7 protein-coding genes are annotated in these 21888 nt (G+C 71.0%); all 7 read left to right on the forward strand.

Annotated features, from left to right (window positions below):
* The first annotated feature begins 59 nt into the window (after nucleotides 1–59).
* The 7 genes from AB0M76_RS19595 to AB0M76_RS19625 all read left to right on the forward strand — a co-directional run bounded on the left by AB0M76_RS19595 (nucleotide 60) and on the right by AB0M76_RS19625 (nucleotide 21756).
* Entirely contained in the window at nucleotides 60–5630 is a 5571-nt protein-coding gene (locus AB0M76_RS19595; RefSeq protein ID WP_365954027.1) for a type I polyketide synthase, read from the forward strand.
* Nucleotides 5631–5681: 51 nt separating this feature from the next.
* A complete protein-coding gene (locus AB0M76_RS19600) occupies nucleotides 5682–16361 on the forward strand; it encodes a type I polyketide synthase (RefSeq protein ID WP_365954028.1) in 10680 nt (3559 codons plus the stop codon).
* A gap of 14 nt (nucleotides 16362–16375) precedes the next feature.
* The gene (locus AB0M76_RS19605) at nucleotides 16376–17152 is read left to right on the forward strand and encodes an arylamine N-acetyltransferase (RefSeq protein WP_365954029.1); all 777 of its coding nucleotides are present in this window, start codon (nucleotides 16376–16378) and stop codon (nucleotides 17150–17152) included.
* A 78-nt stretch (nucleotides 17153–17230) separates the two neighbouring features.
* The gene (locus AB0M76_RS19610; protein ID WP_365954030.1) at nucleotides 17231–18574 is read left to right on the forward strand and encodes an NAD(P)/FAD-dependent oxidoreductase; all 1344 of its coding nucleotides are present in this window, start codon (nucleotides 17231–17233) and stop codon (nucleotides 18572–18574) included.
* Nucleotides 18575–18581: 7 nt separating this feature from the next.
* The gene (locus tag AB0M76_RS19615) at nucleotides 18582–19655 is read left to right on the forward strand and encodes a 3-dehydroquinate synthase family protein (RefSeq protein WP_365954031.1); all 1074 of its coding nucleotides are present in this window, start codon (nucleotides 18582–18584) and stop codon (nucleotides 19653–19655) included.
* Nucleotides 19652–20941 (forward strand): 3-deoxy-7-phosphoheptulonate synthase class II, encoded by a 1290-nt coding sequence (locus AB0M76_RS19620; protein WP_365954032.1) that lies wholly within the window; start codon nucleotides 19652–19654, stop codon nucleotides 20939–20941. Before AB0M76_RS19615 ends, AB0M76_RS19620 begins: the two co-directional genes overlap by 4 nt.
* Complete coding sequence (locus tag AB0M76_RS19625; protein WP_365954033.1) at nucleotides 20938–21756, forward strand: shikimate dehydrogenase; 819 nt, start codon at nucleotides 20938–20940, stop codon at nucleotides 21754–21756. The genes AB0M76_RS19620 and AB0M76_RS19625 overlap by 4 nt, the downstream gene beginning before the upstream one ends.
* Nucleotides 21757–21888: the final 132 nt, after the last annotated feature.

The following is a 21888-nucleotide window of genomic DNA, read 5'->3' on the forward strand; positions in this document are numbered from 1 at the left end:
CCGGTGCGGGGACCCCCCTCAGCAATCGCTCACTCAAATTTTCCTTGGAGCTGAATCCAGTGGCTGACGAGGCACAACTCCGCGACTACCTCAAGAGGGCCATCGCCGACGCCCGCGACGCCCGCAAGCGGCTGCGCGAGGTCGAGGACCAGGCGCGGGAGCCGATCGCCATCGTCTCCATGGCGTGCCGCTACCCAGGTGGTGTGTCCTCGCCCGAAGACCTGTGGAAGCTCGTGGCCGACGGGGTCGACGCCGTCTCCGGGTTCCCCGACGACCGCGGCTGGGACCTCGAGGGTCTGGTCGACCCCGACCCCGACCATGCGGGTACGTCGTACACCGATCAGGGCGGATTCCTGCAGGGGGCAGGGCTTTTCGACGCGGGGTTCTTCGGGATTTCGCCGCGTGAGGCGCTGGCGATGGACCCGCAGCAGCGACTGCTGCTGGAGACCTCGTGGGAGGCACTGGAGAGTGCCGGCATCGACCCGTTTTCGCTGAAGGGCACCGACATCGGGGTGTTCTCCGGGGTGTCCGGTCAGGGCTACGGGGCCGGTGCCGGTGTGGTGACACCGGAGGTGGAAGGTTTCGCGGGCACGGGAGCGGCGTCGTGCGTGGCGTCGGGCCGGGTGTCGTACGTGTTCGGTTTCGAGGGTCCGGCGGTTTCGGTGGACACGGGGTGTTCGTCGTCGCTGGTGGCGATGCACCTTGCGGCGCAGGCGCTGCGCCAGGGCGAGTGCACGATGGCGCTGGCCGGCGGCGCGATGGTGATGGCGACACCCGGCTCCTTCATGGCGTTCTCCCGGCAGCGTGGCCTGGCCACCGACGGCCGGTGCAAGGCGTTCGCGGACGGTGCGGACGGCATGGGCCTGGCCGAGGGTGTCGGTGTGGTGCTGCTCGAGCGCCTGTCGGTGGCGCGGGAGCGCGGGCACCGGGTGCTGGCGGTGCTGCGGGGCAGCGCGGTCAACCAGGACGGTGCTTCCAACGGCCTGACCGCGCCGAACGGTCCCTCCCAGCAGCGGGTGATCCGTAGGGCGCTGGACAGTGCCGGGCTCACCGCGTCCGACGTGGACGTGGTGGAGGGGCACGGCACGGGTACGGCCCTGGGTGACCCGATCGAGGCGCAGGCACTGCTGGCGACGTACGGGAAGGGCCGCGACCCGGAGCAGCCGGTGTGGCTCGGCTCGTTGAAGTCGAACATCGGTCATACGCAGACGGCCGCGGGTGTGGCCAGTGTGATCAAGATCGTGCAGGCGCTGCGCCACGGAGTGATACCTCCCACGCTGCATGTGCAGGAGCCTTCAAGCCAGGTGGACTGGTCTGCGGGTGCAGTGGAGCTGTTGACCGAGGCCCGGGAGTGGCCGCAGAACGGCCATCCGCGCCGGGCCGGTGTGTCCTCGTTCGGTGTCAGCGGCACGAACGCCCACCTGATCCTGGAAGAGGCGCCGCAGGAGGAAGCGGAGCAGGAGCTCGGCGAGGCGCAGCCTGCCGGTGTGGTGCCGCTGGTCGTGTCGGCGCGGAGTGCCGGTTCGCTTGCGGGTCAGGCCGGGCGGCTGGCGGCCTTCGTCGAGGGCGCCGATGAGGTGTCGCCGGCGGACGTGGCCGGAGCGCTGGTGTCGGGCCGTACGGTCTTCGGTGAGCGTGCGGTGGTTGTCGCCGAATCGGGCAAGGAAGCACTGGCCGGGCTGCAGGCGCTGGCGCGCGGTGAGAGTGTGGCCGGTGTGGTGTCCGGGAGTGCGACTGCTTCGGGCAAGGTCGTGTGGGTGTTCCCCGGCCAGGGCTCGCAGTGGGCGGGCATGGGCCGGGAACTCCTCGACTCCTCGCCGGTGTTCGCGGAGCGGATCGCGGAGTGCGCTGCCGCTCTGGAGCCGTGGATCGACTGGTCGCTGATCGACGTGCTGCGCGGTGAAACCGACGCTGAGCTCATCGAGCGGGTTGACGTCCTGCAGCCGGCGAGCTTCGCCGTGATGGTCGGTCTGGCCGCAGTGTGGGCGTCGGTGGGCGTGGAGCCGGATGCGGTGCTCGGTCACTCGCAGGGTGAGATCGCGGCCGCGTGTGTGGCGGGTGCGCTGTCGCTGGAGGACGCGGCGCGCGTGGTGGCCTTGCGCAGCCGGGCGATTGCCGAGGAACTGGCCGGGCGTGGCGGTATGGCTTCTGTGGCGCTGACCGTGGACGAGGCGGTCGCACGGCTGGCTCCCTGGGCGGATCGAGTCGAGGTCGCCGCGGTCAACGGCCCGACCTCCGTGGTGATCGCCGGCGATGCCGAGGCTCTGGACGAGGTGCTGGAGGCGCTGTCGGGCGATGGCGTCCGGGTGCGTCGGGTCGCGGTGGATTACGCGTCGCACACCCGGCACGTGGAGGCCATCTGCGACACGCTCGCCGAGACGCTGGCCGGGATCGGCGCGAAGGCTCCGACGGTGCCGTTCTACTCGACCGTGACCGGCGGTTGGGTGGCGGACGCCGATGTCCTGGACGGCGGGTACTGGTACCGGAACCTGCGCGGCCAGGTGGGCTTCGGCCCGGCCGTGGCGGATCTGCTCGGTCAGGGCCACGGGGTGTTCGTGGAGGTCAGCGCCCACCCGGTGCTGGTCCAGCCGATCACCGAGACCATCGACAAGAGCGACATCGACACCGATGTGGTCGTGACCGGTTCGCTGCGCCGTGAAGACGGCGGTCTGCGAAGGCTGTTCGCGTCGATGGCGGAGCTGTTCGTCCGAGGCGTCACGCTGGACTGGAGCGGCGTACTGCCGCAGTCGGCGGCTTCCGTTCGAGTGGACCTGCCGACCTACGCCTTCGACCACCAGCACTACTGGCTCCACGCGGACGAGTCGGCCACGGATGCGGCGTCGCTGGGCCAGACGACGGTCGATCACCCGCTGCTGGGCGCGGTGGTGCAGCTGCCGCAGTCCGACGGGCTCGTCTTCACTTCGCGGCTGTCGCTGAAGTCGCACCCCTGGCTGGCCGATCACACGATCGGCGGTGTGATCCTCGCCCCGGGCACCGGGCTCGTGGAGCTGGCGGTACGGGCCGGCGACGAGGCCGGGTGCGGGCTGCTGGAAGAACTGGTGATCCAGGCGCCGCTGGTGGTGCCCGAGCACGGCGGCGTGCGCGTGCAGGTCGCGGTGGGTGCAGCCGGCGAGAACGGTTCGCGCACGGTGGAGGTGTACTCCCAGCGCGAGGACGCCGCCGACGACGGTGGCGCGGACGTATGGACGCGGCACGCCACCGGCATGCTGTCGGCGTCGCAGGCGGCCCGTGGGACGGAGTTCGACTTCGCCGCCTGGCCGCCGGCCGGCGCGCAGCCGGTCGAGGTGGACGCCGACGACTTCTATGCCGATCTGCGCGAGCGCGGTGTCGCGTACGGGCCGTCGTTCCAGGGCATGCGGGCGGTGTGGCGGCGCGGCGACGAGGTGTTTGCCGAGGTTGCCCTGCCCGAGGAGCAGCGCAAGGACGCCGGCAGGTTCGGTCTCCACCCCGCGCTGCTGGACGCGGCCCTGCAGGCCGCGACGTTCGGCGCCGCGGCGGGCACGGCGGAGGAGGAGTCCGGGGATCCGGTGCTGGCGTTCGCGTGGAACGGGCTGGCGCTGCACGCCGCGGGTGCCTCGGCCCTGCGGGTGCGCGTGGCGCCGAGCGGTCCGGATGCCCTGTCGGTCGAGGCGGCCGACGAGACCGGCGGCCTGGTGGTGACGATGGACTCGCTGGTGTCCCGGGCGGTGTCCGCCGAGCAGCTGGAGACGGCAGCGGACGCGGCGGTCGCCAACTCGCTGTTCCAGGTGGAGTGGACCGAGCTGTCCCAGACTCAGGGTGCCGGGGCTGCTCCGTCGTGGCTGCCGGTGGCCACCGCTGACGATGTGGCGGCCTTGGCCGACGGCGCAGGGGTCCCGGCCGTGGCCGTCCTGGAAGCCGTCGGCGGCGCCGGCGAGGACGCGGTGCTGGCTTTGACCTCCCGTGTGCTGGAGGTCGTACAGGCGTGGCTGGCCGGGTCCGGGCTGGAGGAGTCGCGGCTGGTGGTCGTGACCCGGGGCGCGGTTCCCGCCGGCGACGGCGCGGTGACCGACCCGGCCGGGTCGGCGGTATGGGGCATGGTGCGTGCCGCCCAGGCCGAGAACCCCGACCGGATCGTCCTCCTGGACACCGACCCCGATCCCGTTGCCGCTGGCGGTACGCAGGCGGTGCTGGGTGCGGTGCTGGGTGCGGTACTGGCCGGCGGGGAGCCGCAGATCGCGGTGCGCGGAACCACCTTCTCCGTGCCGCGGCTCGCCCGTACCACGGCTGAAGGCCCGGACGTTCCGGCGGTCTTCGGGCCGGAAGGAACCGTCCTGGTCTCCGGCGCCGGTTCGTTGGGTGAGCTGATCACCCGGCACCTGGTCTCCCGGCACGGCGTGCGGCACCTGGTGCTGGCGAGCCGTCGGGGTCCGGAGGCCGAAGGCATGCAGGAGCTGGTCGCCGAACTCACCGAACAGGGTGCTGCGGTGACGGTGGCGGCCTGTGACATGTCCGACCGTGACCAGGTCGAGGCCCTGCTGGCATCGGTTCCGGCCGAGCACCGCCTGACCGGTGTCGTGCACACCGCAGGTGTGTTCGACTCCGGGCTGATCGAGGGGCTGACGCCGGAGCGGCTGGCGGGCCTGTTCGCGCCGAAGGTGGACGCGGTGCGGCACCTCGACGAGCTGACCCGAGGCCTGGACCTCGAGGCCTTCATCGTCTACTCCTCGGCCTCGTCCGTCTTCATGGGCGCCGGCAGCAGCGGCTATGCGGCGGCCAATGCCTTCCTGGACGGGCTGATGGACACCCGCCGGGCGGCCGGTCTGCCCGGGCTGTCCCTCGCCTGGGGCACGTGGGAATACGCCACCAACATGACCACTCACCTCACCACCGACGACCAGGTGCGCATGAGCCGGCGCGCGAGCCGTGACGGAGTCGTGGCGCTCAAGCCTGCAGAGGGCATGGAGCTGTTCGACGCCGCTGTGGTGTCTGCACAGTCGCTGCTCGTGCCGGTGAAATTGGACCTGCGGGGCGTGCGCGCAGGCGCAGCGGCCCGTGGTGGGGTGCCGCACCTGCTCCGCGGCCTGGTACCGGCAGGCCGGCAGCAGGCCCGAGCGGGATCCGCCAAGGAAGGCGATCTGGCCCGTCGGATCGCCGGGCTCGCCGAAGCGGAGCAGGAGGCCCTGCTTCTTGACCTGGTGCGCGGTCAGGCCGCGCTCGTGCTCGGGCACACCGGGCCGGAGGGCGTCCGGGCGGAGACGGCGTTCAAGGACGTCGGGTTCGACTCGCTGACGTCGGTGGAACTGCGTAACCGGATGCGTGAGGCGACCGGTCTGAAGCTTCCCGCCACGCTGGTCTTCGACCACCCGACGCCGCTGACCCTCGCCCGCCACCTGCGCGACGAGCTCGGCATCAGCGACGACGCGCTTTCTCGCGTGAACGCAAAGATCGAAGACGTCGAGGCGCTGATCAGCGGTCTGCTGCTCGATGAATCCATGAAATCCAGTATCGCGCTCCGCCTTCAGGGTTTGGTGGCCAGGTGCAACGGAGTGCTCGAGAACGTGGACGCTTCCACGGTGGCGGAGCAGCTGGAATCCGCGTCCGCCGATGAGGTCCTCGAATTCATTGACGGTGAATTCGGCCTCATCTGAAAGAAGTTCAAGGCATTGCGGTTCCATCAAACCTTCGTAAGGACTTAAAGAATGGCCACGGACGAAAAACTCCTCAAGTACCTGAAGCGCGTCACGACCGAGTTGCACAACCTGAAGAAGCAGGGCTCGAGCCACGCTGACGAGCCGATCGCCATCGTGGGCATGGCGTGCCGCTTGCCGGGTGGTGTGGCGGGGCCGGAGGACTTGTGGCAGTTGGTCTCCGAGGGCCGGGACGCCGTCTCCGGGTTCCCCGAGGACCGGGGCTGGGACCTGGACGGCCTGTTCGATCCGGACCCTGACCACGCGGGTACTTCGTACACCGACCAGGGCGGTTTCCTGCACGGGGCGGGCCAGTTCGACGCGGGGTTCTTCGGTATCTCGCCGCGTGAGGCGCTGGCGATGGACCCGCAGCAGCGACTGCTGCTGGAGACCTCCTGGGAGGCCTTGGAGGGGGCCGGCATCGACCCGGTCTCGCTGAAGGGCACCGACGTCGGCGTGTTCTCCGGTGTGTGCAGTCAGGGCTACGGGGCAGGTGCCGGTGCGATCGCGCCGGAGCTGGAGAGTTTCACGGGCACGGGGGTGGCACCCAGTGTGGCCTCGGGCCGTGTGTCGTACGTGTTCGGTTTCGAGGGTCCTGCGGTCACGGTGGACACGGCGTGTTCCTCGTCGCTGGTGGCGATGCACCTGGCCGCGCAGGCGCTGCGCCAGGGCGAGTGCTCGGTGGCGCTGGCCGGCGGCGCGATGGTGATGTCGACGCCCGGTACTTTCGTCGCCTTCTCCCGGCAGCGGGGCATGGCCACGGACGGCCGGTGCAAGGCTTACGCGGACGGCGCCAATGGCATGGGGCTGGCCGAGGGTGCCGGCGTGGTGGTGCTGGAGCGGCTGTCGGTGGCACGTGAGCGTGGCCACCGGGTGCTTGCGGTACTGCGTGCCAGTGCGGTCAACCAGGACGGCGCCTCGAACGGTCTGACCGCGCCCAACGGGCCGTCGCAGCAGCGGGTGATCCGCAAGGCGCTGGCCAGCGCCGGGCTGGTGGCGGCGGATGTGGACGTGGTGGAGGGGCACGGGACCGGCACGGCCCTGGGCGACCCGATCGAGGCGCAGGCGCTGCTGGCCACCTACGGCCAGGGCCGCGACGCGGACCGGCCGCTGTGGCTGGGCTCGTTGAAGTCGAACATCGGCCACACGCAGGCCGCTGCCGGCGTGGCCAGTGTGATCAAGATGGTGCAGGCGCTGCGCCACGGCGTCATGCCCCCCACCCTGCACGTGCAGAAGCCCTCGACCGAGGTGGACTGGACGGCGGGTGCGGTCGAGCTGCTGACCGAGGCCCGCGAGTGGCCGCAGAACGGCCAGCCCCGCCGGGCCGGGGTCTCCTCTTTCGGCATCAGCGGCACGAACGCCCACCTGATCCTCGAGGAGGCGCCGCAGGAGGAGGCGGAGCCCGACACGGAAGAGGCGCAGCCTGCCGGTGCGGTGCCGCTGGTGGTGTCGGCGCGCAGCGCCGAGTCGCTTGCGGGTCAGGCCGGGCGGCTGGCGTCGCATCTGGAGTCCGGTGCCGGCGGAGCGTCGCTCGCGTCGGTGGCCGGGGCGCTGGCGTCGGACCGTGCCACCTTCGGTGACCGTGCGGTCGTGGTGGCCGACTCCGCCGAGGAGGCGCTGACACGGCTGGAAGCACTGGCTCGCGGGGAGAACGCGGCCGGCGTCGTGGCCGGCAGTGCCGCTTCGGCGCCGGGCAAGACCGTGTGGGTGTTCCCGGGCCAGGGCTCGCAGCGGGTGGGGATGGGCCGGGAGCTGTACGCCCGGTACCCGCTGTTCGCACAGGCGTTGGACGAGGCGTGCGAGCAGCTGGACGCGCGTCTGGCCGGGTGGGTCGACCATCCGGTACGGGATGTGGTTCTGGGCAGGGTGCCGGGCAGTGCTGCACTCCTGGACCAGACGGTCTTCACGCAGGCGGGGCTGTTCGCAGTCGAGAGCGCTCTGTTCCGGCTCGTGGAGTCCTGGGATGTGCGGCCGGATGTCGTGATCGGGCATTCGGTCGGCGAGATCACTGCCGCGTATGCGGCGGGGGCGCTGTCGCTGCAGGATGCGGCGCGCGTGGTCGCGGCCCGGGGCCGGCTGATGCAGGCGCTGCCGCTGGGCGGGGCGATGGTCGCCGTGGCTGCCGCCGAGGAGGAGGTTGCCGAGCTGCTGGGCGAAGGCGTGGAGGTCGCGGCGGTCAACGGCCCGTCCTCGGTCGTGCTCTCCGGTGAGGAGGAGGCGGTCCTCGCAGCAGCCGACCGGTTGCGGGCGCAGGGACGCAAGACGAAGCGGCTGGCGGTGTCGCACGCGTTCCACTCCCTGCGGATGGAGCCGATGCTGGCCGAGTTCGCCGCAGAGCTGGCCGAGGTCGTGTGGCAGCCGCCGGTGATTCCGGTGATCTCGAACGTGACCGGGCGGCTGGCCGAGCCCGATGAGCTCGCCGACCCGCAGTACTGGGCCGGGCACGTGCGCCGGCCGGTGCGGTTCGCCGAGGGGATCGCGGCCGCGGTGGAGTACGGTGGCACGCTGTTCGTGGAGATGGGTCCGGGCGCGGCCCTGACCGGCCTGGTCGAGGAGACGGCCACCGCCGCAGCTGCCGACGTGGCGTGCGTCGCGGCCCTGCGCGACGGCCGCCCGGAAGAGCAGACCCTGCTCACGTCGGTGGCCGAGCTGTTCGTCCGCGGTGTGGCCGTGGGCTGGAGCCGTGTGCTGGGGCAGACGGCGCAGCCTGGGCGGGTGGACCTGCCCACGTATGCCTTCGAGCACCAGCACTACTGGCTGAAGGACTCCGGGTCGGCGACGGATGCGACGTCGCTGGGACAGGCAGCGGCCGATCACCCGCTGCTGGGCGCGGTGGTGCAGCTGCCGCAGTCCGACGGGCTCGTCTTCACCTCGCGGCTTTCGCTGCGGTCGCACCCCTGGCTCGCCGATCACGCGGTGAGCGGTGTCGTGCTCGTCCCGGGCACCGGGCTGGTGGAGCTGGCTGTTCGGGCCGGTGACGAGGCCGGGTGCGGGGTGCTGGAAGAGCTGGTGATCGAGGCGCCGCTGGTGGTGCCCGGGCACGGCGGCGTACGGGTGCAGGTCGCGGTCGGCGGACCGGGTGAGAACGGTTCGCGCACGGTGGAGGTGTACTCCCAGCGCGAGGACGCCGCCGGCGACGGTGGCGCGGACGTATGGACGCGGCACGCCGCCGGCATGCTGTCAGCCGCGGTTCAGCCGGCCGGCGGCGCCGGGTTCGACTTCGCCGCCTGGCCGCCGCCCGGCGCGCAGCCGGTGGACGTGGTTCCCGGCGAGTTCTACGGCGACCTGGTCGAGCGCGGTTACGGCTACGGGCCGGCGTTCCAGGGCCTGCGGGCGGTGTGGCGGCGCGGCGAGGAACTCTTCGCCGAGGTTGCCCTGCCCGAAGAGCAGAGCAAGGACGCCGACAGGTTCGGCATCCACCCCGCGCTGCTCGACGCGGCCCTGCACACCGGGATGTTCAGCACCCCGGCGGGCGCGCCGGCCGAGGAGACCGCAGAGGCGGTGCTGCCGTTCGCGTGGAACGGGCTGGCACTGCACGCCGCGGGTGCCTCGGTGCTGCGGGTGCGACTGGTGCCCGGCGGGCCCGGCGCCGTGTCACTGCAGGCGGCGGACGAGACCGGCGGCCTGGTGGTGACGTTGGACTCGCTGGTGTCGCGTCCGGTGTCCGCCGAGCAGCTGGGCGCCGCAGCGGGCACGGCGGTCGCCGACTCGCTGTTCCAGGTCGAGTGGACCGAACTGCCCCCGGCTCAGGAGACGGAGGCTTCGCCCGCATCCGTGCCGGTGGCCACCGCCGACGAGGTGGCCGCGTTGGTCGACGGCGTGGCTTCCGGCGCAGTTGTGCCGGCGGCGGCTGTCCTGGAAGCCGTCGGTGGTGCCGGCGAGGGCCCGGTGCTGGCTTTGACCTCCCGGGTGCTGGAGGTCGTACAGGCGTGGCTGGCCGGGTCCGGGCTGGAGGAGTCGCGGCTGGTGGTGGCGACCCGGGGCGCGGTGCCCGCCGGTGACGGCGCGGTGACCGATCCCGCGGGCGCCGCGGTGTGGGGTCTGGTGCGTGTCGCCCAGGTCGAGAACCCCGACCGGATCGTACTGATCGACACCGACCCGGCCTCCGGCGACGGAGCGGGAGCTGTGCTGGGCGCGGTGCTGGCCGGCGGTGAACCGCAGGTCGCGGCACGTGGCGCCGCTCTCCACGCCCCCCGGCTCGCCCGTACCAACGGTCAAGTCCCGGACGTTCCAGAAGTGTTCGCGCCGGAGGGAACCGTCCTGGTCACGGGTGGCACCGGATCGCTGGGCGCTCTGGTGGCCCGGCATCTGGTCTCCCGGCACGGGGTGCGGCATCTGGTGCTGGCCAGCCGCCGCGGCCCGGACGCCGAAGGCGTGGAGCAGCTGGTCGCCGAGCTGACCGGGCATGGAGCTGCGGTCTCGGTGGTGGCTTGTGATGTGGCCGACCGTGACCAAGTGCAGGCGCTGCTGGCATCGGTTCCGGCCGAGCACCGGCTGGCCGGTGTGGTGCACACCGCCGGTGTGCTGGATGACGGTGTGATCGGGGCGTTGACCCCGGAGCGCCTGGCGGGGGTGTTCGCGCCGAAGGTGGACGCGGTCCGTCACCTCGACGAACTGACCCGGGGCCTGGACCTCGACGCGTTCGTCGTGTTCTCGTCCGCCTCGGGCGTGTTCGGCTCTGCCGGCCAAGGCAACTACGCGGCGGCGAACGCCTTCCTGGACGGGCTGATGGCCAACCGCCGGGCGGCAGGTGTGCCCGGTCTGTCACTGGCCTGGGGCCTGTGGGAGCAGACCACCGGCATGACCGCCGACCTCAGCACCGTCGACCAGGCTCGTATGAGCCGTGGTGGTGCGCTGGCGATATCGGCAGTGGAGGGTATGGAGCTGTTCGACGCCGCTGTGGTGTCCGGACGGGCACTGCTGGTGCCGATCAAGCTCGACCTGCGGGGCGCGCGAGCCGGCGCGGCGGCCGGTGGCGGTGTGCCGCACCTGCTGCGCGGCCTTGTCCGCGCGGGCCGACAGCAGGCGCGCGCCGGATCCACCGGGGAAGGCGGCCTGGCCCGTCGGCTGGCCGGGCTCGCCACGGCGGAGCAGGAAGCCCTGCTCCTCGAGGTGGTGCGTGCTCAGGCCGCGGTCGTGCTCGGACACAGCGGGCCGGACGGCGTCCGGCCGGAGATGGCGTTCAAGGACGCCGGGTTCGACTCTCTGACGTCGGTCGAGCTGCGTAACCGGGTACGTGAGGCGACCGGTCTGAAGCTTCCGGCGACGCTGGTCTTCGACTACCCGACCCCGTTGGCCCTCGCCCGCTACCTGCGCGAGGAGTTCGGTGACGCGGAGGCCGGTACCCCCGCCTCGGCCGCGGCCGTCGTCGCGGATCCCGACGAGGCGATCGCGATCGTCGGAATGGCGTGCCGGCTGCCGGGTGGTGTCGCGGGTCCCGAGGACCTGTGGCGGCTGGTCCACGAGGGCCGTGAGGGCATGTCGTCCTTCCCCGACGACCGGGGCTGGGACCTGGACGGCCTGTTCGACCCGGACCCCGACAGTGCGGGTACCTCGTACACCAGCCAGGGTGGTTTCGTACGCGGGGCAGGGCTCTTCGACCCGGGGTTCTTCGGGATCTCGCCGCGTGAGGCGCTAGCGATGGACCCGCAGCAGCGGCTGCTGCTGGAGACTTCCTGGGAGGCGCTGGAGGGCGTCGGCATCGACCCGCTCTCGCTGAAGGGCACCGACGTCGGTGTGTTCTCCGGCGTGTCCAGCCAGGGCTACGGGGCCGGCGTGGTCGCACCGGAGCTGGTGGGCTTCGCGAGCACGGGTACGGCGGCGAGTGTGGCCTCGGGCCGCGTGTCGTACGTGTTCGGCTTCGAGGGCCCTGCGGTCACTGTGGACACGGCCTGCTCGTCGTCGCTGGTCGCGATGCACCTGGCCGCGCAGGCGCTGCGCCAGGGCGAGTGCTCGATGGCGCTGGCCGGCGGTGCGACCGTGATGGCGACACCCGTTTCCTTCGTGGAGTTCTCCCGGCAGCGTGGCCTGGCCGGGGACGGCCGGTGCAAGGCGTTCGCGGACGGCGCGGACGGTACGGGCTGGGCCGAAGGCGTCGGTCTGGTCGTGCTGGAGCGGCTGTCGGTGGCGCGTGAGCGCGGACACCAGGTGCTGGCGGTACTGCGCGGCAGTGCGGTCAACCAGGACGGCGCGTCGAACGGTCTGACGGCGCCGAACGGTCCGTCGCAGCAGCGAGTGATCCGCAAGGCCCTGGCCAGTGCCGGGCTTTCCCCGTCCGACGTGGACGTGGTGGAGGGCCACGGTACGGGAACCGCGCTGGGCGACCCGATCGAGGCACAGGCGCTGCTGGCCACGTACGGCAAGGGCAGGGACGCGGAACAGCCGGTGTGGCTGGGCTCGTTGAAGTCGAACATCGGTCACACGCAGGCGGCTGCGGGCGTGGCCAGTGTGATCAAGATGGTGCAGGCGCTGCGCCACGGCGTCATGCCCCCCACCCTGCATGTGGATGCGCCCACGCGTCAGGTGGACTGGTCCGAGGGGGCCGTCGAGCTGCTGACCGAGGCCCGGGAGTGGCCGCAGAACGGTCATCCGCGCCGGGCCGGTGTGTCCTCGTTCGGTATCAGCGGAACGAATGCGCACCTGATCCTGGAAGAGGCGCCCGCCGAAGTGGCGCAGCCTGTCCCGGAAGAGGCGCAGCAGCCGCCGGCGTCCGCTGGTGTGGTGCCGTTGATCGTGTCGGCGCGGAGTGCCGGTTCGCTGGCGGGTCAGGCCGGGCGGCTGGCGTCGTTCGTCGAGGGCGCCGATGGGGTGTCGCCGGCGGACGTGGCCGGGGCGCTGGTGTCGGACCGTGCGGTCTTCGGTGAGCGTGCGGTCGTGGTGGCCGGCTCGGGTGACGAGGCGCTGGCCGGGCTGCAGGCGCTGGCTCGGGGCGAGAGTGCGGCCGGTGTCGTGACCGGCAGTGCCGGCTCGGCAGCCACGGGCAAGGTCGTGTGGGTGTTCCCCGGCCAGGGCTCGCAGTGGGCCGGCATGGGCCGGGAGTTGCTCGACTCCTCGCCGGTCTTCGCCGAGCGGATCGCGGAGTGCGCTGCCGCTCTGGAGCCGTGGATCGACTGGTCGCTGACCGAGGTACTGCGCGGCGAGGCCGAGCCCGAGCTCCTGGACCGGGTCGATGTACTGCAGCCGGCGAGCTTCGCGGTGATGGTCGCTCTGGCCGCCGTGTGGACGTCGGTCGGGGTCAAGCCCGACGCGGTGCTCGGCCACTCCCAGGGTGAGATCGCGGCCGCCTGCGTGGCGGGTGCGCTGTCGCTGGAGGACGCGGCGCGCGTAGTGACGCTGCGCAGCCAGGCGATTGCCGAGGACCTGGCCGGACGCGGCGGTATGGCGTCGGTCGCGCTGAGCGCCGACGACGCGGTTGCGTGGCTGGAGCCGTGGGCGGACCGGGTCGAGGTGGCGGCGGTCAACGGCGCGTCGTCGGTGGTGATCGCCGGTGACGCCGAGGCACTGGAGGAAGCGCTGGAGGCGCTGTCCGGCGAAGGCATCCGGGCGCGTCGGATTGCGGTGGACTACGCGTCGCACACCCGGCACGTGGAAGCGATCCGCGACAAGCTCGCCGAAACGCTGGCCGGCGTCAACGCGCAGGCTCCGACGGTGCCGTTCTACTCCACAGTGACCGGTACGTGGGTGGCGGACGCCGATGTCCTCGACGGCGGGTACTGGTACCGGAACCTGCGCGGCCAGGTGGGCTTCGGCCCGGCCGTGGCCGAGCTGCTCGACCAGGGCCACGGGGTGTTCGTCGAGGTCAGTGCCCACCCGGTGCTGGTCCAGCCGATCACCGAGACCATCGACAAGAGCGACATCGACACCGATGTGGTGGTGACCGGCTCGCTGCGCCGCGAGGACGGTGGCCTGCGACGGCTGCTGGCCTCGATGGCCGAGCTGTTCGTCCGGGGCGTGGCCGTGGACTGGAGCAGTGTCCTGCCCGCCCGGGCCAAGTCCGCACGGCTGGCCCTGCCGACCTACGCCTTCGACCACCAGCACTACTGGATCCAGGCGACCGAGTCGGCCACCGACGCGGCGTCGCTGGGACTCGCCGGGATCGATCACCCGCTGCTGGGCGCGGTGATGCACCTGCCGCAGTCCGACGGGCTGGTCTTCACCTCGCGGCTCTCGCTGAAGTCGCACGCCTGGCTGGCCGATCACGCCGTGGACGGTGTGGTCATCGTGCCCGGCACCGGGTTGGTGGAGCTGGCCGTACGGGCCGGTGACGAGGCCGGCTGTGTGGTGCTGGAAGAGCTCGTGATCGAGGCGCCGCTGGTGGTGCCCGAGCACGGGGGAGTCCGCGTACAGGTCGCCGTCGGCGGACCGGGTGAGACCGGCTCGCGGACTGTGGAGGTGTACTCCCAGCGCGAGGACGCCGTCGGTGAAGGCGTGTGGACGCGGCACGCCACCGGCATGCTGTCCGCCACGTTCCAGCCGGGTGGCGGTGGCACCGGGTTCGACTTCGCCGCCTGGCCGCCGCTCGGCGCGCAGCCGGTGGACATCACCGGCGGCTACGACCTGATTGCCCAGGTGGGGTACGGGTACGGCCCGACGTTCCAGGCCGTACGGGCGGTGTGGCGGCGCGGCGAGGAACTCTTCGCCGAGGTGGCCCTGCCCGAGGAGCAGCGCAAGGACGCCGGCAGGTTCGGCATCCACCCCGCGCTGCTCGACGCGGCCCTGCACTCGCCGCTGCTCAATGCCGCGGCGGAGCCCACGTCGGCTGACGGCGAAGCCGAACGGGAAACCGACGGGCAGGAACTGCGTCTGCCGTTCGCGTGGAACGGGCTGGCCTTGCACGCGGCAGGTGCCTCGGTGCTGCGTGTGCGCCTCGCACAGCCCGAGCGCGACGCACTGTCGCTGGAGGCGGCGGACGAGGCCGGCCGCTTGGTGGTGACGATGGACTCGCTGGTGTCCCGGGCGGTGTCCGCCGAGCAGCTGGAGACCGCGGCGGGCAAGGCGCGCACCGACTCGTTGTTCCGCGTGGAGTGGACCGAACTGCCCCACGCCCACGGGGCGGAGCCTTCGCCCTCGTGGCTGCCGGTGGACACCGCGGAACAGGTGGCAACCCTGGCCTACGACGTGTTGTCGGGTGCGGACACCACCCCGGCCCTGGCCGTCCTGGAAGCCGTCAGCGGCGGGACCGAGGGTGCCGAGGGCGAGGATGCGGTGCTGGGTCTGGCCACCAGGGTGCTGGACGTGTTGCAGTGCTGGCTGGCCGGGTCCGGGCTGGAGGAGTCGCGGCTGCTGGTCGTGACCCGAGGCGCGGTTCCCGCCGGTGGCGAGGGTACGGTGACCGACCCCGCGGGCGCCGCGGTGTGGGGTCTGGTGCGTGCCGCCCAGGCCGAGAACCCCGACCGGATCATCCTGCTGGACACCGACCCCGCTGCCGATGACGGCGCGGAGCCGGTGCTGGGTGCGGTGCTGGCCAGCGGGGAGCCGCAGATCGCGGTGCGCGGAACCACCCTCTCCGTGCCCCGGCTCGCCCGTACCACCGGTCACCTTCCGGACGTTCCGGCGGTCTTCGGGCCGGAGGGAACCGTCCTGGTTTCCGGCGCCGGGTCCTTGGGTGGCCTGGTGGCCCGGCATCTGGTCTCCCGGCACGGGGTGCGTCAGCTGCTGCTGGCCAGCCGTCGGGGTCCGGAGGCCGAAGGCGTGCAGGAGCTGGTCGCCGAACTCACCGAACAGGGCGCTGCGGTCTCGGTGGTGGCCTGTGACGTGTCCGACCGTGGCCAGGTCGAGGCCCTGCTGGCATCGGTGCCGGCCGAGCACCGCCTGACCGGTGTCGTGCACACCGCCGGCGTGACGGACGACGGGGTGATCGGAACGCTGACCCCGGAGCGGCTGGCGCGGGTGTTCGCGCCGAAGGTGGACGCGGTCCGTCACCTGGACGAGCTGACGCGAGGCCTGGACCTCGACGCCTTCATCGTCTACTCCTCCGTCTCGGCCGTCTTCATGGGTGCGGGCAGTGGCAGTTACGCGGCGGCGAACGCCTACCTGGACGGGCTGATCGCCGGCCGCCGGGCGGCGGGCCTGCCCGGTCTGTCGCTGGCCTGGGGCCTGTGGGACCAGACCTCCGGCATGGCTGCGGACACCGACGACATCGTCAAGGCGCGCATGAACCGGCGAGGCGGTCTGCAGGCGATGTCGCCGGCGGAAGGCATGGAACTGTTCGATGCCGCCGTCGGGTCCGGGCAGGCGCTGCTGGTGCCGGCCAAGCTGGACCTGCGGGGTGTCCGGGCCGGCTCGGCCGCCGGTGGCGGCGTACCGCACATGCTGCGCAGCCTGGTCCGGGTGGGCCGGCAGCAGGCGCAGGCGGCGGACACCGCCGACGAGGGCCGGAAGCTGTACGACCGGCTGGCCGCACTGACCGCCGCCGAGCAGAAGAAGGTTCTGCTCGACCTGGTGCGGGCTCAGGTGGCCGCGGTTCTGGGCTACAGCGCGACGTACCACTTCGAAGCAGACCAGGGGCTCTTCGAGATCGGCTTCGACTCCCTGACCGCCATCGAGCTTCGCAACCGGCTCCGCAACATCACCGAAACGAAGCTCTCTCCCAACCTCGTCTTCGACTATCCGACGCCGGGAATGCTCGCCGCATACCTGTACGAGCTGACGTGCCGCGAACAGGCCGCTAATCCAGTAGCGATCTCCGTCTGAAAGAGGGTGATGATATGTTCGACGTGGACAAATATCTGCAGCGGATCGGCTGCGGCGGAAAAACCGGTGTGGACCTCGCAACGCTGCGAAAGCTGCACAAGAATCACCTCATGACGATTCCGTACAACGGGGTCACCGAGGATTACCGCGACGGAGTGCACCTCGTCGACATCGACGAGGACGCCACCTTCGAGACGACGATCGTCAACGGGCAGGGCGGCACGTGTTTCCAGCTGAACCGCCTTTTCTTCCGGCTTCTCCGTGAGCTGGGCTACGACGTCACGCTGATGGCGGCGAGGACCGCCGAAGGCCAGGACGCCTTCGGGCTCGACGTCGAGCACATGTTCAGTCGTGTCGCCCTGAACGGCGACGAATGGCTGGTGGACGTCGGTTACCCTGGCCCCTCCTTCATCGAGCCGTTGCAGATCTCCGACGCGGTGCAGACCCAGTACGGGTGCCAGTACCGGCTGGTCGAAAGCGAATCCGAGATCGCTCTGCAACGCCGCGGAGCGGTCACCCGGTGGAGTGTCGTCTACACCTTCACGATGGAATCCCGGCAGTGGACCGATTGGAAGGAAATGGAGGACCTCCTCCGGGACATCCTTTCGCAGCCGCGGACGAATGACGGCCAGGAAATCCTGTGCGGCCGGAGTTTCGAGAACGGCCAGGCCGTACTGAAGGGGCGACGGTACCTGACGGTCCGTGACGGTCGTGAGCAGGCCCGCACGATCACAGACGACGACGAGCACCGGACGCTGATCTCCAGCGTTCTGTCCGGCGAGCTCGGCTGAATTCGCACCATCCAGCACCCCGTACAGCAATTCATCGCGGGTGAAACATGCACGAGTTGGAATCAGAAGGGGAATGTGATGACGAACGACACCGCTGACGTGGTTGTGATCGGTGGAGGACCGGCCGGCGCGGTCAGCGCCCTGGTGCTCGCCAGGCAGGGGCACTCCGTGGTGCTGCTGGAGCGGGACGAGTTCCCCCGGTTCCACATAGGCGAGTCCCTGCTCCCCTACATGATGGGCCTGTTCGACCAGATCGGCCTGCGCGAGACGGTCGAGGCCCAGGGCTACGTCCCCAAGTTCGGCGGCGAGTTCATCGACCCGACCGAGAAGAAGTTCTTCGAGGGCGTCTTCCGCGCGGACTTCACCAAGCAGGGTGAAGGCCGGTTCCCCCGCGCGTTCCAGGTCGAGCGCGCCAAGTTCGACAAGATGCTCACCGAGCAGGCCGCCGAGGCCGGGGCGAAGGTCCTCTTCGGTGCGAACGTGAACGAGCTGCTCATGGACGGCGACCGCATGGTCGGCGTCCGCTACGAGCGCGAGGGTCAGAGCCACGAGGTGCGTTCGTCCTACGTGATCGACGCGAGCGGTCGGGCCGGCCGGATCGCCAACCGCTTCGGGCTGCGCAAGACGCTCGAGAAGCTCCGCATGGTGGCCGTGTTCCGGCACTACACCGGACTCGACGAGAGCAACAACCTCGGCGTCGAGGGCGACATCCAGGTCGGCGCCCACGACGACGGCTGGGTCTGGGCGATCCCGCTGTCCACCGAGGACATCAGCGTGGGCACGGTCATGCCGCGCGATGCGCTGCGCGCGTCGACGCCGGAGAAGGCGTTCGAGGAGCACGTCGCCAGGATTCCGCGGATCACCGCGCGCCTGACCGGAACCCGTCCCACCACGGACCTCAAGGTCGAGACCGACTACTGCTACCACTCGGACACCGTCACCGGGCCGGGCTGGGTCATGGTCGGAGACGCCGGCTGCTTCGGCGACCCGATGTTCTCCGGCGGTGTGCTGGTGGCGACGACCACCGCCGTCCGTGCCGCCGAGACGATCGGGGCGGCGCTGAAGGATCCCGCGCAGGAGGACCACCTGATCGACAAGTACGCGAGCTTCTTCAAGACCGGTTACGACACGTACATCCGGCTCATCCACGCCTACTACGACGGCGAGCTGGTGGCCATGGCCGCCGACGCCGCGCGCTCCACGGACCGGGACACCCTGGAGAGGTACCTCGTCCGGCTGATCGGCGGCGACTTCTGGAGCGAGCACAACTCGGTGGCCCAGGAGATGCGCAAGCGGACGGAGTGGGACACGTTCGAGCCGTTCCGGCGGGTCTTCGGCTGCCCGGTCTACCCCGAGCTGGACGAGGCCGACCGCAAGGAGCGGGCCGAGGCGCGCGTCCGCAGGGCGACGGCGGGTCGGTAGGGACATCATGGCTTCCATTCCTCTGCGCCTCAGAGATCATTCGTACGATGTGCTCATCGGCCCGGGGGTGCGTACGTCGCTTGCCGAGGTCATCCAACGGCTGGGCGCCAGACGGGCCGTCGTCGTGTCGGCCCGCCCGGAGGAATGGGTGCCGGACACCGGTGTGGAGACCCTGCTGCTGCCGGCCCGGGACGGCGAGCAGGACAAGACCCTCACCACGGTGGAGGCGTTGTGCGGTGAGTTCGTGCGGTTCGGGCTCACCCGGTCCGACGTCGTCGTCTCCTGCGGCGGCGGCACGACCACCGATGTGGTCGGGCTGGCGGCCGCGCTCTACCACCGGGGCGTGCCCGTGGTGCACCTGCCCACGACGCTGCTCGCCCAGGTCGACGCCAGCGTCGGCGGGAAGACGGCGGTGAACCTGACGGCCGGCAAGAACCTGGTCGGCGCGTACTGGCAGCCCAGCGCGGTGCTGTGCGACACGGACTACCTGTCGACCCTGCCGCGGCGGGAGCTGCTGAACGGTCTCGGCGAGATCGCCCGCTGCCACTTCATCGGTGCGGCGGACCTGCGCGGGCTGTCGCTGGAGGAGCAGATCACCGCCAGTGTGAGCCTCAAGGCCCGCATCGTGGAGACGGACGAGCGGGACGCCGGGCTGCGGCACACGCTCAACTACGGCCACACGCTGGGGCATGCGCTGGAGAAGGCGACCGACTTCGCGCTGCGCCACGGCGAGGGCGTGGCCATCGGAACGGTCTTCGCGGGGCGGCTCGCCGGCGCCCTGGGCCGTATCGATCAGGCGCGGGTGGAGGAGCACCAGGACGTCGTCCGGTACTACGGTCTCCCCACCGCCCTGCCCGTAGAGGCCGAGCCCGCGGTCCTCATGGAACTGATGCGCCACGACAAGAAGGCGATGAACGGACTCTCGTTCGTTCTGGACGGCCCGAACGGCGCGGAACTGGTGAGCGACGTACCGCACGAGGTGGTCGCGCGCGTCCTGGACCGGATGCCCCGAGCACGCATGGCCGATCTCGTCGGCGACGCCGCGCTCGGAGCCTCCACGACCGATGCGGCTCAGAAATGACACGTGCAACTCAGTGGCCGGCCGGTCTCGGCGGAGCGGCCGGCGCCGCCGGGCCGGCGGACCACCTGCTGCTCGACAAGCTGGAGGCGGCGCTCGCCAAGCCGGCCGCGCAGCAGCCGACCTGGGGCGACCCGGAACAGGCGAGAGACGCGGTGGCACTGCTGAGCCGCGCCGAGCCGATCGTGACGCCGGCCGAGACGGCACGGCTGCGCAGCCGGCTCGCCGCGGTCGCGCGCGGCGAGGCGTTCCTGCTCCAGGGCGGCGACTGCGCCGAAACCTTCGCGGCGAACACCGAAGCCCATGTCCGCGCCAATCTGTGGACGCTCGTGGACATGGCCGAAGTGCTCGCCCGCCGCACCGAACTGCCCGTGGTCAAGGTCGCCCGCATGGCCGGCCAGTACGCCAAGCCCCGTTCCCAGGCCGTCGACGCACTGGGGCTGCCCGTCTACCGCGGCGACATGATCAACTCCGTCGAGCCCACGCTCGCGGCCCGGACGCCCGATCCCTACCGGATGCTGCGGGCCCACGCCGACGCCGCACGCGCGATGGCTCTGGTGCGCACGTTCAGCGACGGCGTCGGCAACGGCGACAGTGACATCTACGTCAGTCACGAGGCACTCCTGCTCGACTACGAGCAGTCCTTGCTGCGGGTGGACACCAGTGGGCCTGAGCCCCGTCTGGCCAGTGGGCTGGGGCACTTCCTGTGGATCGGCGAGCGCACCCGCCAGCTCGACGGCGCGCACATCGCGTTCGCGGAACTGCTGTCCAACCCGATCGGCCTCAAGATCGGTCCGGGCACGAGCCCGGAGACGGCCGCGGCATACGTGCGGCGGCTCGACCCGCACCGTGAACCCGGGCGACTGACTCTGGTCAGCCGCATGGGGCACAGGCAGGTCCGTGACGTCCTGCCGCCGATCGTCGAGAAAGTCACCGCCTCCGGCCACCAGGTCATCTGGCAATGCGATCCGATGCACGGCAATACGTACACGTCGGCCAACGGATACAAGACACGCAATCTCAGTCACATCACCGACGAGATAGCCGGTTTCTTCGAAGTCCACCGGCGGCTGGGCACCCACCCGGGCGGAATTCACATCGAAGTGACGGGGGACGACGTCACGGAATGTCTCGGCGGCGCCTCCGGAACAACGGAAGCCGACCTGCCGGCCCGCTACCACACGGCCTGTGATCCCCGCCTGAACGCCGGGCAGTCGATGGAACTCGCATTCTCCGTCCCGGAGATGGCTGCGGCCGGTGTCACCGACTTCGAAGCAGTGCTGCGATGAACGGCCGTCCGACCGGTACGCCCATCAAAGGCACCACCCGGCTGTACGCCGTGCTGGGGGACCCCATCGCCCAGGTCCAGGCACCCGGGCTGATGAATCCGCTCTTCGCGCGCCTGCGCATGGACGCGGTGCTCGTTCCGGTGCACGCCCGGCCGGAGCACCTCGAGCAGATCGTGCGCGGTCTGCAGCGCGTGGAGAACCTCGACGGCATGTTCGTCACGGTGCCACACAAGGTCGCCGTTCGCCGGCTCGCCGACCGCTGCGGCCCGACCGTGGACATCGTCGGAAGCGCGAACGTGCTGCGACGGGAGGCCGACGGCAGCTGGCTCGCGGAGAACTTCGACGGCTCGGGCTTCGTGGCAGGTCTCGTCGGGGCCGGGCACGACCCCCACGGCCGACGGGTGGCGCTCGTCGGCGCGGGGGGCGCGGGCAGCGCCGTCGCCGCGGCGCTGCTGACGGCCGGTGTCGACCGGTTGTCCGTGTACGACACGGACACCGCGAAGCTCGGCGCGCTGGTCACCCGCCTCGGCGCGTACTGGCCGGGCCGGGTACGCGCCTTGACCGCACCGCAGCTGCGCGACACCGGCATCGACATCGCCGTGAACGCCACGCCGCTCGGAATGCGTACGGATGATCCGCTTCCGTTCCCCCTGGACTCCCTGCCCTCGGGCAGCGTGGTCGCCGACATCGTCATGAAACCCCGTGAGACGCGGCTCCTCCGTGAAGCAGCCGCAATGGGCCACCCCGTCCATCACGGTATTCACATGCTCGAGGGGCAACTGAATTCCTATCGAATCTTCTTCGACTTGCACTGAACTCACGGCACGACTACCGAATCTAGGGATGCGGTGTCGCAGGCGGAGCTCTATTTTGGACTTGTAATTCAGCCTATTTCTGACTGCACATGACGCTGCACGGGGCGGAGTGTGCGCCTCTTCCGCGATCTC

The organism is Streptomyces sp. NPDC051364 (genome assembly GCF_040682115.1).
Lineage (GTDB): Bacteria > Actinomycetota > Actinomycetes > Streptomycetales > Streptomycetaceae > Streptomyces.